At 71.1% G+C, this 12,057-nt stretch carries 12 protein-coding genes and 1 pseudogene; 6 read left to right on the top strand and 7 right to left on the bottom strand.

What is annotated here, in order from left to right:
* Window positions 1–89 precede the first annotated feature (89 nt).
* The 4 genes from BN1555_RS31430 (at window position 90) to BN1555_RS31415 (ending at window position 3,166) form a co-directional block, all read left to right on the top strand.
* Entirely contained in the window at window positions 90–524 is a 435-nt protein-coding gene (locus BN1555_RS31430) for a DoxX family protein (RefSeq protein ID WP_093802542.1), read from the top strand.
* A gap of 83 nt (window positions 525–607) precedes the next feature.
* Window positions 608–1,264 carry a lytic polysaccharide monooxygenase auxiliary activity family 9 protein gene (locus BN1555_RS31425; protein ID WP_093802541.1) on the top strand — a complete coding sequence of 219 codons (657 nt, stop codon included), beginning with the start codon at window positions 608–610 and terminating at the stop codon, window positions 1,262–1,264.
* A gap of 451 nt (window positions 1,265–1,715) precedes the next feature.
* Window positions 1,716–2,594: an RNA polymerase sigma factor SigF gene (locus tag BN1555_RS31420; RefSeq protein ID WP_093802540.1), complete on the top strand. Its 879-nt coding sequence runs from the start codon at window positions 1,716–1,718 to the stop codon at window positions 2,592–2,594.
* Window positions 2,595–2,773: 179 nt separating this feature from the next.
* Complete coding sequence (locus tag BN1555_RS31415; protein WP_093803779.1) at window positions 2,774–3,166, top strand: ATP-binding protein; 393 nt, start codon at window positions 2,774–2,776, stop codon at window positions 3,164–3,166.
* A 17-nt stretch (window positions 3,167–3,183) separates the two neighbouring features.
* Here the strand turns inward: BN1555_RS31415 and BN1555_RS31410 are convergent, their stop codons facing one another.
* Entirely contained in the window at window positions 3,184–4,029 is an 846-nt protein-coding gene (locus BN1555_RS31410) for a class I SAM-dependent methyltransferase (protein WP_093802539.1), read from the bottom strand.
* A 199-nt stretch (window positions 4,030–4,228) separates the two neighbouring features.
* On the opposite strand from BN1555_RS31410, the gene BN1555_RS31405 reads away from it, so the two are divergent.
* Window positions 4,229–5,800 carry an ArnT family glycosyltransferase gene (locus tag BN1555_RS31405; protein ID WP_255306281.1) on the top strand — a complete coding sequence of 524 codons (1,572 nt, stop codon included), beginning with the start codon at window positions 4,229–4,231 and terminating at the stop codon, window positions 5,798–5,800.
* 55 nt (window positions 5,801–5,855) lie between these two features.
* Here the strand turns inward: BN1555_RS31405 and BN1555_RS31400 are convergent, their stop codons facing one another.
* The 6 genes and pseudogenes from BN1555_RS31400 to BN1555_RS31375 form a co-directional block, all read right to left on the bottom strand.
* Window positions 5,856–6,200, bottom strand: coding sequence for an STAS domain-containing protein (locus BN1555_RS31400; RefSeq protein ID WP_093802538.1), 345 nt, complete (start codon window positions 6,198–6,200; stop codon window positions 5,856–5,858).
* Between the two features lie 144 nt (window positions 6,201–6,344).
* Window positions 6,345–6,473: pseudogene (locus BN1555_RS40835) on the bottom strand (sensor histidine kinase); the annotation flags it as partial.
* Between the two features lie 209 nt (window positions 6,474–6,682).
* Window positions 6,683–7,726, bottom strand: a complete 1,044-nt coding sequence (locus BN1555_RS31390) for a LacI family DNA-binding transcriptional regulator (RefSeq protein WP_093802536.1) — start codon at window positions 7,724–7,726, stop codon at window positions 6,683–6,685.
* Between the two features lie 74 nt (window positions 7,727–7,800).
* Window positions 7,801–8,637 carry an ATP-binding cassette domain-containing protein gene (locus tag BN1555_RS31385; protein ID WP_093802535.1) on the bottom strand — a complete coding sequence of 279 codons (837 nt, stop codon included), beginning with the start codon at window positions 8,635–8,637 and terminating at the stop codon, window positions 7,801–7,803.
* Window positions 8,634–9,629 (bottom strand): ABC transporter permease, encoded by a 996-nt coding sequence (locus BN1555_RS31380; protein WP_093802534.1) that lies wholly within the window; start codon window positions 9,627–9,629, stop codon window positions 8,634–8,636. Before BN1555_RS31380 ends, BN1555_RS31385 begins: the two co-directional genes overlap by 4 nt.
* Before the next feature lie 100 nt (window positions 9,630–9,729).
* Window positions 9,730–10,743 carry a sugar ABC transporter substrate-binding protein gene (locus BN1555_RS31375; protein ID WP_093802533.1) on the bottom strand — a complete coding sequence of 338 codons (1,014 nt, stop codon included), beginning with the start codon at window positions 10,741–10,743 and terminating at the stop codon, window positions 9,730–9,732.
* Between the two features lie 279 nt (window positions 10,744–11,022).
* Between BN1555_RS31375 and BN1555_RS31370 the strand changes: the two genes are divergently transcribed.
* Window positions 11,023–11,985, top strand: coding sequence for a carbohydrate kinase family protein (locus tag BN1555_RS31370; protein WP_093802532.1), 963 nt, complete (start codon window positions 11,023–11,025; stop codon window positions 11,983–11,985).
* Window positions 11,986–12,057: the final 72 nt, after the last annotated feature.

The following is a 12,057-nucleotide window of genomic DNA, read 5'->3' as shown; positions in this document are numbered from 1 at the left end:
CCGGCGATCCGCCACCGCCGGCGGCCGTCAGCCCGTACACCCGGCACCCGATCCGCCCATCCCCCTCCCCGCTGAGAAAGAGCATCATCATGGAGACACCTGCCAGGTACCAGGGCCCGGTTCTGGGCCTGTTCCGGATCGTGCTCGGACTCCTCTTCGCCTGCCACGGAGCGGCAACGCTCTTCGGTGTCCTCGGCGGAGCACACGGACAGCCTCCCAGCCCCGGGCAGTGGCCGGGGTGGTGGGCGGCGCTGATCCAGCTCGTCGGCGGCGCACTCGTCCTGCTCGGTCTGGGCACACGGCCGGCAGCCCTCCTGTGCTCGGGCTCCATGGCCTACGCCTACTTCATCCACCACCAGGGCGACGGGCTGTTCCCCGTCGAGAACGGCGGCGAGCAAGCCGCCCTGTTCTGCTGGGCCTTCCTGCTCATCGCCGCCCTCGGCCCCGGCCAGTGGTCCCTGACCGGACTACTGGACCTGCCCGCCCGCCGGCGAAGGGGGGTGAGCGACCGCAGCAACGCCTGAACCCGCACCACGAGCTGTCATGTACACGCAAATCACTGGTCGCCGTCGACCGGTGGTCCCCCGACACACGGAGGAAGAACACCATGGACCGCACACCCGCAACACCCTCCCGCCGTACCGCGCTGGGCGCCGCGTTACTGGCCACCAGTCTGCTGGGCCTGCTCGCCCAGGCGCCGACAGCCTCCGCACACGGCACGGTCATCGCCCCCGAGACCCGCAACTACGGCTGCCTGCAGCGCTGGGGCTCCAGCGAGCCGAACGAGGCCCAGGACCCCATGTGCTACCGCACCTACCACGAGAACCCGAACGCCATCACCGCGTGGAAGGCCGTCTACGCCAACAACACCGGGGACGACTACCAGCAGGCCATCCCCAACGGCCAGATCTGCAGTGCCGGCGGCCAGGGCGAAACCGACTACGGCGCCCTCGACCGCCCCGGCCCGTGGAAGACGACCAGCCTCGGCTCCGACTTCACCGTCGACGTCTACGACGAGGCACGGCACGGCGCGGACTGGCTGGAGATCTACGTCACCGAGCAGGGCTTCGACCCCACGAGCCGGCTCATCGGCTGGGGCGACCTCGAACTGGTGAAGAGGACCGGCCGCTACCCCTACCAGCCGCACTACACCACGGACGTCACCACCTCCGGCTACACCGGCAGGCACGTCGTCGTCACCGTCTGGAAGGCCTCGCACATGGACCAGAAGTACTTCCTGTGCAGCGACGTCGACTTCGGCTGACCTCCCGCTGACCGGGCCCCGCGGGACGCCAGGCGTCCCGCGGGGCTCACCACCGTCTCCGGCACGCGGCAGCCCGCCTCCGCCGCCTCTTCCCGTCGCCCGGCCCGGGACAGGGCGAGTGCCCGGAGGCGGACCAGCGCGCGGTGGGTCCCGGCCCGCGGGTCGCCGGCGAGCAGCGCCGGCAGTCCGCGCGGACGCGGCGCGGTCATCCCCTGTCCACGGCAGGCGACGCGGGGCAGCAAGGTCCGCTCGGAGGCCGCCTGGGCAGACCAGCCGGCGTCCCGCGTACCCGAGCGGTCCGCCGAGCCGCGGGCCGGCACACCGCCGTGCCCACCCGGACAGCCTCCCGCAGATGCCCGGCAGATGCCGGACGGCAGGCATACACCTCCCCAGGCCGGGAAGACGCCGCCCGGAAGCGCACCAGCCGGAGGAGGACAGACACATGACAGCGATGGGTCAGGTCGACACGGTCGAGGCTCAGGCCGCGGCGTCATTCGGCGGCGACGCTCCCGGTGGCGCAGGCGAGCTGCCCTGGATCGAGGATGCCGGGAAGGTGGCCCCCAAGGACGCGCGGGCCCTTTCGAAGGTGTTCTTCGACCAGTTGCAGGTCCTGGAAGAGGGCACACGCGAGTACCAGTACGCGCGCAACACCCTCATCGAGATGAACCTGTCCCTGGTGCGGTTCGCCGCAGGCCGGTTCCGCAACCGCGGCAGCGGCGACATGGAGGACATCGTCCAGGTCGGCACCATCGGCCTGATCAAGGCCATCGACCGGTTCGACCTCTCGCGCGAGGTCGAGTTCACCTCGTTCGCCGTGCCCTACATCGTCGGCGAGATCAAGCGGTTCTTCCGCGACACCACCTGGGCCGTCCACGTGCCCCGACGTCTGCAGGAACTGCGCGTGGAGATCACCAAGGCGAAGGAACAGCTCGCCACCGGCCTGGACCGCGAGCCGACCGTCAAGGAACTCGCCGCCCACCTCAAGCTCACTGAGGACGAGGTCGTCGAAGGCCTCGTGGCCTCCAACGGCTACACCGCCGGCTCCCTGGACATGCCCGCCGACCCCGACGCCGGCCAGTCCAGCCAGGCCCGCGCGCTGGCCGACGTGCTGGGCGGACCGGACCCCGCCATGGAGACGATCGAGAACCTGCGCACCCTGGCTCCGCTCCTGGCGCGTCTCGACGAGAGGGAGCGCCGCATCATCGCCATGCGTTTCGGCGAGGAGATGACCCAGTCCCAGATCGGCGCCGAGCTGGGCGTCTCCCAGATGCAGGTCTCCCGCCTCCTCAGCCGCACTCTGGCCAAGCTCCGCACCGGCATGCTGGCCTGACATGCCGAGTGCCCGGTTCCGACGCCCTCACCGGTTGTGCTCGTCAGGTGCGGATGCGCGACATCGGCATGAGTGCCGGAAGATCGGGCAGCCCGTAAGGCTCCAGGTTCCGACGGGACAAAGGAGTGAAAGATGTGGCTGCTGACCGTGATCATTCGGAAGCCGGCCTGCTGACCACCATGAGTATCAAACAAAGCTGGCACTTCGAGGGTGTGCTGAGCGACGTGAGCGAAGCCCGCAACCGGGCCTCGGATTTCCTCTACGGCCTTGCTCGCACCCATCCGTCCGCGGCTCCGGACGCACACGACGACGTACTGATCGTCGTCACCGAACTGGCTTCGAACGCGTTTGCCTTCGCCCCCGGGCCCTTCACCCTGACCTTGCGGGCGACGACGACCGGAACGCTGCACGTCGCCCTGACCGACACCAACCCCACCGCACCCCGACCACGGCCCTTCGACCTCGCCGGCCGTGGCGGGGTGGGGTGGCATCTCATCAACACGCTTGCCGAACAGACCATCGTCGTCCCGGATCCGGGCGGCAAGACGGTGCACGTCTTCCTCCCGTGGTGATCGCACAGCGCGCTCGCTCAGAGTTCCGCCGCGGGCACCTCGGCCTCCCCGGCCGGGCCGGGCGCCGGCTCGGCCACGGGGTGGGTGACGCGGAGCTTGGACTGGCCGTGCGGCAGCCGCTCCCAGTCGTCCATGAAGCGTGCGACGAGGCCGTGCTTCGCGGCCAGCCGCGTCAGTGTCTCCGTGCGGTAGTAGAAGTCCTCTCCCAGCACCTGGTGCTCGGCTCCCTCCGTGCGGTCGAAGGTGAAGTCGAAGAAGCCGTCGGGCGCCAGCACCCGTCCGACGTGCGCGAGGCATTCGTCGATGACCTCGAGCGGTGAGTGCGAGAAGACACTGTGGGCGTGCACCACGGTGAACCAGGCGTCGGGAAGGAAGTCCAGCTTCAGGTCCTCGACGGGGGTCAGGTACGGGAGTCTGGTCTGCAGTCCGTAGCGGACCAGCGTCTTCTCGGCCTCGACGAGGATGTCCGGCGAGATGTCGATCCCGTAGTAGTGGCCGGGCTCCAGGTACTCGATGAACCGCCAGCCGGCTCGCAGGTTGCCGCAGCCGATCTCCAGCATCCGGTCCTGCGGCGTCAGCCCGTGCCCCGTCAGGTAGTCGTACTGCATCTGCCCGATGGCCAGCCAGCGGTCGTACGAGGGTCCGCCGCCGACCGCCACCTCGGGGCTGCGGGCCGTGTCGGACGCCATCACGGCCCGGTAGTACGCGACGTGGCTTCCCCGGTGCCGCAGCCGCAGCCAGCTGTCCCGCCCCGCCCGGCGCAGATAGGGCACTACGCGTCCCGGGTGCCGCAACGCGTACCGCACCTTGTGACCGAGACGTGAACGGTTCGCCGACAGGCGCGAAGCGGGTGTCTGCTGCATGACGGCCTCCGTGCCATCGATGGGCCCGCCCCTTGTCGGATGCTAACCACCGGCGCCGGGATGCGCCCCCTCACTCCTTCGGGAGAACCGTTCAGCCGAGTGCCCCGCCCCGCGTGGTGGGCCCGGCGCCACCACCCGCAGCGTGGAGAGGACAGGGCGGGGGAACCGTCACCCGCCGCTTCCCGAGCGAGGCCAGGCCATGCAGGAAATACGTTTCGTCGTCAGTACGCCGGAGCGTGTGCCGCGCGAGGTGCGCGAGCGCCGCTTCTCCGGCCGGGTGGCCGCGCGTCCACTGCCCCTGCTGGTGGCCGTCGCCGCCGCCTTCGCCCTCACCCACCTCGCCCTGGTCGCGCCCGGTCTCGGACTCGGCTGGGACGAGAGCGTGTACGTCAGTCAGGTCAGCCCCCAGGCACCGGCGGCCTTCTTCAGCGCACCCCGGGCCCGGGGCATCACCTACCTCGTCGCTCCGGTCACGGCGCTGACCACCTCGACGGCGGCGCTCCGCGTGTACATGGCCGTACTGGCCGGCGGTGGTCTGTTCCTCGCCCTGTGGGTGTGGCGGCGGCTCCTGCCCGCTCCCGTGCTCGCGGTCGCCGGGGCACTGTTCGCCAGCCTGTGGGTCACGATGTTCTACGCCTCGCAGGCGATGCCCAACCTCTGGGTCGCGTACGGGGCCCTCGCCGCCGTGGGGTGCTTCCTGCGGGCCGCCCGGGACCCCTGGGACCACTGGGCACTGATCGGCATGGGCACCGGGGTGATGTTCGCCGCGCTGATGCGTCCGACCGACGCGGTGTGGCTGTTCCTGTCGCTCGCCGTGGCGGCCCTGGTGATGCCGCGTACACGCCGCAGGGGCCTGCTGGTCCTCGTGGCGGCCGCGGGCGTGGCCCTCGGCTGCGCCGAGTGGGTGGTCGAGGCGTACACCCACTACGGCGGTCTCACCGCCCGGCTGCGACGGGCCAGCGAGATCCAGGGCCGGCTGGGCTGGTACTTCGCCGTCGACGACCACGTGCGGGCCCTGGGCGGCCGTGCGCTGTGCCGGCCCTGCGACGTGCCCTGGCGGTACCCGGCCTCGGCCCTCTGGTTCTTCGCGCTGCCCCTGTTCGCGGCGGGCGGTGTGCGGGCCACCGCCCGTACCGGGTACCGCGCGCCGATCGTCCTGGCCACGGTGGTGGGGGCGGCGGTGGCGGCACCGTACCTGTTCACCGTCGGGTACGCGGCGCCACGTTTCCTGCTGCCGGCGTACGCCCTGCTGGCCCTTCCCGTGGCGCAGTGCCTGGTCCGGGCGTGCGGCCCCCGGTCGCAGTGGCGACGTACCGCGGCCGGGCTCGTCGCCGTGGCCGTCGCCGGCCACCTGGTGATCCAGTACGTCCTGGTCGACGGGGTGGCGAACCGGGTACGGCGCGACACCGCCGACCTCACCCGGATCGCCGCCGAACTGCGCGCCCAGGGCGTGCGCCCGCCGTGCGTGATCAGCGGTGACGAAGCGATCCGGGTCGCGTTCCGGACCGGCTGCGCCTCCCGCCAGCCCGGCGGTCACGACGAGAGCATCACGCCCCGGGCCCTCGCCGCCACGGCGCTCCGGCAGCCCGTCGCGGTCCTCGTCTCCCACGGGGGGCGCCCCCCTGCGTACGCCCGCGAGTGGCGCGTCCACCCGCTCCCCGACCTGGGCCGCCGGACCGGTTTCCGTGCCTATCTGTCGCCTGTCCCCCGCTCGTCCGGCCAGGAGGCGCCCGGGACGCGCGACGACGCGGTGCGCCGGACCCGCCCCTGAAACGCGGGGCAGGCACGCGTGGCGGGACACGCTGTCCACGCGCGTGCCGGCGGGCTCAGTCCTCGAAGGTCAGGAGATGATCGGCACCGGTCTGGTGCAGGGCCCGGCGGGCCTGCCTGGAGGCGCCCCGGACACGCACGGCAACTGGTGGCGCAGCCGTCAGCAGCGGCCGGACGAGTGCGTACGCGCAGATCGTGTCCAGCCGCTGGACCCCGCTCAGATCGAGTGTCCATTCCATGACGCCCTGCAGAGCCGGATCGAGCAGGACCTCCTCGATCTGCGCGGCGGCCACGCCGGTCACCTCCCCGGAGAGGGCCAGCTCGGCCCGCCGCCCGTCGACGGACAGGATGCGGACCCGGCGCTCGTCACCCGCCTGGGGGCCTCGTGCGTGATCTGCCATGAGAGCTCCTGGAACGCGTCAGGACCGGACGGTGTGTCCGGCCTCCATTCTCCCGCCGGGACCGCGAAGAGGACCACTCCGGACTCGCGCCGGCCGCACCGCGGTGGGTGCGGCCCGGCGGGGTCGGCCGATGTCCGCGGCACGGTCCATGTGCAGGCGAACGGTGGTACCGGTCTGCGGCGCCGAGCGGATTTCGACGAGATCCCAGATCTGGTGCACGAGCCACGGTCCACGGCCGCCGGGCCGGCTGTGGGTGGGACGGATGCGCCCGGCCGAGGCGATGAGCCGACCGGGGTTGCGGCCGGGGGCCGCCGGAAAGGGGCGGGGCGTACCCGTCCCGGACTCGCCCACCAGCACGGGGAGCGCCGCAACGGGCGGGCCGGCACGGCACGGGGCACGGCACGGGGCACGGCACGGGGCACGGCACGGGGCACGGCACGGGGCACGGCACGCGAGACCTTCGGTTTCCCCGGCAGTCCTGCTCAGCCGCTCATGTCCACGGCAGTCCGGGCACGCCGCAGTGGCCGGCTCGACCCGCGGACGACCAGGCGGGTGGGGACGGTGACGGTGCGGGACCGGGAGCGGTCGCCGTCCAGGCGGGCGAGGGCGGTCCTGGCCGCCGCTTCGCCGATGGCTGCCGGATCCTGCGCCACGACGGTCAGCGCGGGTTCCAGCACCTCGGCCAGCGGAAGGTCGTCGAAGGTGACCAGAGCGACGTCCTTGCGCGCGGCACCGGCCAGTTGGGCGACCACGCCCATGGCCACGATGTTGTTGCCCGCGAACAGGGCGGTGGGCGGATCCGGCAGACCCAGCAGTTCGGTGGTCGCGGCAGCGGCGGTCTCCTGGCCGTGGGCACCGGTCGTGAGCGTGCGGTCGTAGGGCAGGCCCGCCTCCGCGAGTGCCGAGCGGTAGCCGGCGAGCCGCTCACGCCGGGTGTAGAGCTTCGCGGGGAGGTCACCGATGAAACCGATACGCCGGTGGCCCTGCGCGATGAGATGCGCGACTCCCTCGTGGACGCCGGCTCTGTTCGAGCTGACGACGCAGTCGGCCGACAGGCCGACTCCCGGACGGTCGAGGAACACCACCGGCAGGCCGGCGGCGCGTGGTGCCTTGAGGTAGCCGTGGTCGGCGCCGAACGCGGGGACCACCATCAGGATGCTGACCCGGCGGGCCAGGAAGGTCCGGGTCAGCACGTGTTCTCGTTCGGGGTCTTCGGCGGACGAGCCCATGAGCAGGGTCAGCCCCCGGGCCCTCACCGCGTCCTCTATGCCGCCGGCCACCGTCCCGAAGAACGGGTTGCCCAGGTCGGGCACCACGAGTCCTACGGTGGTGTCGGGACCCCCGACACGGATGTTCCGGGCCATCAGGTTGGGCTGGAACCCCAGTTTCGCCACCGCCGCGAGGACGCGCTCCCGGGTCTGCGGGGAGCTCGGACCGTCCTCGTTGAGCACCCTGGAGACCGTCTTGGCACTGACACCCACTTCTCGGGCGACATCGGCCAGAGTGGGGCGGCGGGTCGCGGCCATGTACCACCGTTCCTGTGCGTTCGCCGGGCCCGGCCCGTGTGGGCCGGGCCCGCTGTCTTCTCTGAGCTGCCGGCTCAGTGGGCTGACACGCCTGCCGCCCTGGCGGCGTCGGCGTCCGTGACGACGGTACCTCCGTCGCTCTTCACCGTGAGCGCCCCGGTCATGATGGCGACCACCTCGGCCATGGAGTGCTCGGAGGGCTTGATCAGAGCCTCGCGCCGCCCGAGCCGGTGGACATGGATCCGGTCGGCGATCTCGAACACGTGCGGCATGTTGTGACTGATCAGGACCACGGGCATGCCCTTGTCGCGAACCCGGCGGATGAGGTCGAGCACCTGTCCCGACTCCCTTACGCCCAGCGCCGCGGTGGGCTCGTCCATCACGACGACGCTCCTGGCCCAGGCCACGGCGCGGGCGACGGCCACGGCCTGACGCTGGCCGCCCGAGAGGGTCTCCACCGGCTGGGTGAGCGAACGCAGCCCGATCTTCAGATCGGCCATGTGGGCGGCGGCTTCCTCCCGCATCCGCTTCTTGTCGAGCATGCGGAACGCACCGCCGAGAACGCCCGGGCGGCGCAGTTCGCGCCCGAGGAACATGTTGGAGGCGATGTCCATGGAGGCTGCGACGGCGAGGTCCTGGTAGACCGTCTCGATGCCGTGCTCACGTGCGCTCTGCGGGCCGCCGAAGCGGATGGGGCTCCCCTGGAGCCGGATCTCTCCCCGGTCGGGGACGATCGCGCCGGTCAGCGCCTTGATCAGGCTGGTCTTGCCGGCTCCGTTGTCCCCGATGACGGCGAGCACCTCGCCGGGCATGAGGTCGAAGTCGGCCCCGTCGATCGCGGTCACCTGGCCGTACTTCTTGACCAGGCCGCGAGCCTGGAGGACGGGTGTCGTCGACGTGCCGGTGCTCATCGCGCCTTCTTCCGGGAGATCTGGTCGACGGTCACGGCGAGGATCACCAGGATGCCGGTGATCAGCGTCTGGTAGATGGACGCGACACCCATCAGCTGGAGCCCGTTGCGGAAGACACCGACGATCAGTACGCCGATGAAGGTGCCGAGCACGGCGCCCCGGCCGCCGAAGAGGCTTGTCCCGCCGAGGACGACAGCGGTGATGCTGTCGAGGTTGTCGGTCTGGCCGGCCTGCGGATCGCCCACGCCGGTACGGGAGATGAGCAGGAGTGCCGCTATGCCGTACACGAGCCCGGCGAGCGTGTAGACGCCGATGGTCAGCCGGGAGGTGCGGATGCCGTTCAGCCGCGCGCTTTCCGGGCTGTTGCCCAGCGCGTAGACATGACGGCCCCATGATGTGCTGCTGAGCGCGTAGGCGAAGGCCAGGAACAGGGCGATGGTGACGAGGGAGCCGTAGGTGATGTCGGTCCGGCCCAGCGGGAAGGTCTCGCCGAGGGCGGTGAGCGGCCCGGGCAGGTTGGTCACCGTCTGCTCGGCCGAGTAGATGTGGGTCAGCGCGAACGCCACGTTCAGCATGCCCAGCGTCACGATGAAGGGCGGCAACGGAATCATCTGTACGAGCAGGCCGTTGAGCAGTCCGAAGCCGCCGCAGACCACGAGTCCGAGGGTGATCGCGGCGAACGGGGAGAGCGTTCCCTCGGCGGCCGTCTTGGCGATGACGATGCTGCCGAACGCCATGACGGCGCCGCAGGAGAGGTCGATGCCGGCGGTGAGGATGATGAGGGTCTGGCCGATGGCCAGGGTGCCCACGACCATGACCTGCTGGACGATCAGGGAGAAGTTGCCGCCGGACAGGAACTGCTCGGTCGTCAGGGAGAAGAAGACGCAGGCCAGCAGGAGTGCGGCCAGTGGGCCCGCGGTGGGTGCGGCGAGCAGCCGGCGGGCCGCGGTCGGCCCTTTCAGCTGGTCGTAGGGCGTGGTCGTGACAGTCATGGGGATCCTTGCCGAGGTGCGTGCCGGAAGCGGGTACCGGAGGTCGTTACCGGAGGCGGTTGTCCGGAAGGGCGCAGTGGCGGCCGGACGGCTCCGGAGCTCAGCCCCAGCAGTTCTCCAGGCCGTACGCCGTGTCCTCGGCCTCGGCCCCCCTCTGCGTCCGGTCGGTGATCAGGGTGACGCCGGTGTCGGTGTAGCCGGAGGCCTTCTTGCCGTTCTCGGCGAAGTCCGCGACGGCCTCGACGCCCAGGGACGCCATCTTGAGCGGGTACTGCTGTGAGGTGGCGGCGATCTTGCCTTCCTTGACGGCCTTCGTGCCGGTACAGCCGCCGTCGACGGAGACGACCAGCACCTTCTCCTCCAGGCCCTTGGCTTTCAGAGCCGTGTAGGCGCCCAGTGCGGCCGGTTCGTTGACGGTGTAGACGACATTGATGCCGGAGGCCTTCTGGAGGCAGTTCTCCATGGCGGTCTGGCCCTTGGCCTGGTCGCCGCCGGTGTCCTGGCTGCACACGATCGACGGGTCGCCTTCCGGGATGCCGAAGCCCTTGAGGAACCCCTCGTGCCGTTGCAGACCCACGGCGACCCCGGGTGCCAGGTCGAGTGTGGCGATCTTCGCCCGCCTGCCGGCCATGGCGGCCTTGGCGTACTGGCCGATGAGTTCACCGGCCTTGACGTTGTCGGTGGCGAACAGCGCGTCGGTGGCATCCTGCGGCTCGGTCGGACTGTCGAGGGCGATGACCAGAACGTTCTTGGCGCGGGCCTTCTCGAGGGCGGGCACGATCGCCTTCGAGTCGTTGGGCGTGATGAGAATGCCTTTCACGCCGGAGTTGACCATGTTCTCGACCGCGGTGACCTGGCCCGCGTTGTCCCCGTCGAACTTGCCGGCCGCGCTGACCAATTCGACGCCGCTGTCCTTTGCGGCCTGCTCCGCACCCTCCTTCATCTTCACGAAGAAGGGGTTGGTGTCCGTCTTGGTGATCAGGCCGACCTTCACCGGACCGTCGCCCGGACCACCCTGCGAGCCCGATCCGCAAGCCGTCAGGGCCAAGGTCGCGACGGCGGTACAGGCAGTGATCCTGACCAGGTTGGGAACCGCGTGGTGGTTACGGGGCATGGCTGACTCCTGCGGGATTCGGAGGGAGCGGCCGCGTTGCCCAAGGGAGCGGCGGCACGGGGAAGTTGAGACGCCCGGCGGTGTCAACGTTGACTTATGTCATCGTTGACACCGCCTGCGGAGGATGATGGACTCCGCTTCCCCGCAACGTCAATGCCCTGGCACCGTCACAAATCCGCAACGCAGCGACAGCGGCACGCCGGCGGCACCCCCCGGGCCCCCTCCGCGGCGCCTCGCCCCCGGGCCGCCTCGTGCCGCCCCGATCGGAGAGAGACTTCCATGCGCCTGCCCGAGGTCACCGTCCTCGGTGAATGCGTCGCCGACGCCTTCACCGCACAGCAACCCGCACCGGGCGAACTCGCCCTGCGGGTCCTGCCGGGCGGCGGCCCGGCGAACACGGCCGTGGCACTCGCCCGGCTGGGCACACCCGCCCGCTTCCTCGCCAGACTGTCGGACGACGTGTTCGGCCGGCTCTTCCGTACCCGCCTGGAGGCCTCGGGCGTCGACCTCTCCCAGGCCGTACGCGCCCGGGAGCCCAGCACCCTGGCCGTCGCCGAACTCGACGCAGAGGGACAGGCGGCGTACTCCTTCCACGCCCAGGGCACCGCAGACTGGCAGTGGACGGCGGAGGAACTGTCCGCCACGGACCTCGCATCCACCGCCTGCCTGCACTCGGGCTCGCTGGCCCTCGTACGCGAACCGGGCGGCCGGGCCGTGGAGGAGTTCCTGCTCCGCGCCAAGGCCACGGCCACGATCTCCCTCGACCCCAACGTCCGGCCGCTGCTCGTGGCGCCCGAGGTCTACCGCGAGCGCCTGCCGCGCTGGTGCGCGATCGCCGACGTCCTGCGCCTGAGCGAGGACGACCTGGAGCTGCTGCTTCCCGGGCACCCGGCCGAGCAGGCCTGTGACGTCTGGCACTCGGCAGGTGTCCGGCTCGTCGTCGTCACCCTCGGGAAGCGCGGCGCGCTCGCCTCGCTGGACGGCGAGCGCGCCGTGGTACCGGCGCCGCCGACCGCCGTCGTCGACACGGTGGGGGCGGGCGACTCCTTCACCGCAGGGCTTCTCCACCACCTGGGGACCCAGGGGCTGCTCGGCGGCCGGCTGACGGACCTGCGCCTCGACGACGTCACGGAGGCGTGTGGGTTCGCGGCCAGGGTGGCGGCGCTCACCTGCTCGGTCAGTGGGCCCAACCCGCCGTGGGAGAGCGAGTTGCGGCAGCCGGTGACCGCGGTGGGGCCGTAGTCCGTTCCCGCCCCGGCGGCTCTGCCGAAGCCATTGACGGACCGGCCCGAGTGCGCTCATCATCACTGCCCA

Source organism: Streptomyces sp. Wb2n-11 (assembly GCF_001049855.1).
GTDB classification, from domain to species: domain Bacteria; phylum Actinomycetota; class Actinomycetes; order Streptomycetales; family Streptomycetaceae; genus Streptomyces; species Streptomyces altiplanensis.
This window is presented reverse-complemented; position numbering and strand designations above follow the sequence as displayed.

What these genes read in the sequence shown, in the direction of transcription:
- BN1555_RS31410 (WP_093802539.1), bottom strand. Translation starts at nt 4,029, where the DNA reads ATGCAGCAGACACCCGCTTCGCGCCTGTCGGCGAACCGTTCACGTCTC.
- BN1555_RS31425 (WP_093802541.1), top strand. Translation starts at nt 608, where the DNA reads ATGGACCGCACACCCGCAACACCCTCCCGCCGTACCGCGCTGGGCGCC.
- BN1555_RS31415 (WP_093803779.1), top strand. Translation starts at nt 2,774, where the DNA reads ATGAGTATCAAACAAAGCTGGCACTTCGAGGGTGTGCTGAGCGACGTG.
- BN1555_RS31370 (WP_093802532.1), top strand. Translation starts at nt 11,023, where the DNA reads ATGCGCCTGCCCGAGGTCACCGTCCTCGGTGAATGCGTCGCCGACGCC.
- BN1555_RS31400 (WP_093802538.1), bottom strand. Translation starts at nt 6,200, where the DNA reads ATGGCAGATCACGCACGAGGCCCCCAGGCGGGTGACGAGCGCCGGGTC.
- BN1555_RS31420 (WP_093802540.1), top strand. Translation starts at nt 1,716, where the DNA reads ATGGGTCAGGTCGACACGGTCGAGGCTCAGGCCGCGGCGTCATTCGGC.
- BN1555_RS31380 (WP_093802534.1), bottom strand. Translation starts at nt 9,629, where the DNA reads ATGACTGTCACGACCACGCCCTACGACCAGCTGAAAGGGCCGACCGCG.
- BN1555_RS31385 (WP_093802535.1), bottom strand. Translation starts at nt 8,637, where the DNA reads ATGAGCACCGGCACGTCGACGACACCCGTCCTCCAGGCTCGCGGCCTG.
- BN1555_RS31375 (WP_093802533.1), bottom strand. Translation starts at nt 10,743, where the DNA reads ATGCCCCGTAACCACCACGCGGTTCCCAACCTGGTCAGGATCACTGCC.
- BN1555_RS31405 (WP_255306281.1), top strand. Translation starts at nt 4,229, where the DNA reads ATGCAGGAAATACGTTTCGTCGTCAGTACGCCGGAGCGTGTGCCGCGC.
- BN1555_RS31430 (WP_093802542.1), top strand. Translation starts at nt 90, where the DNA reads ATGGAGACACCTGCCAGGTACCAGGGCCCGGTTCTGGGCCTGTTCCGG.
- BN1555_RS31390 (WP_093802536.1), bottom strand. Translation starts at nt 7,726, where the DNA reads ATGGCCGCGACCCGCCGCCCCACTCTGGCCGATGTCGCCCGAGAAGTG.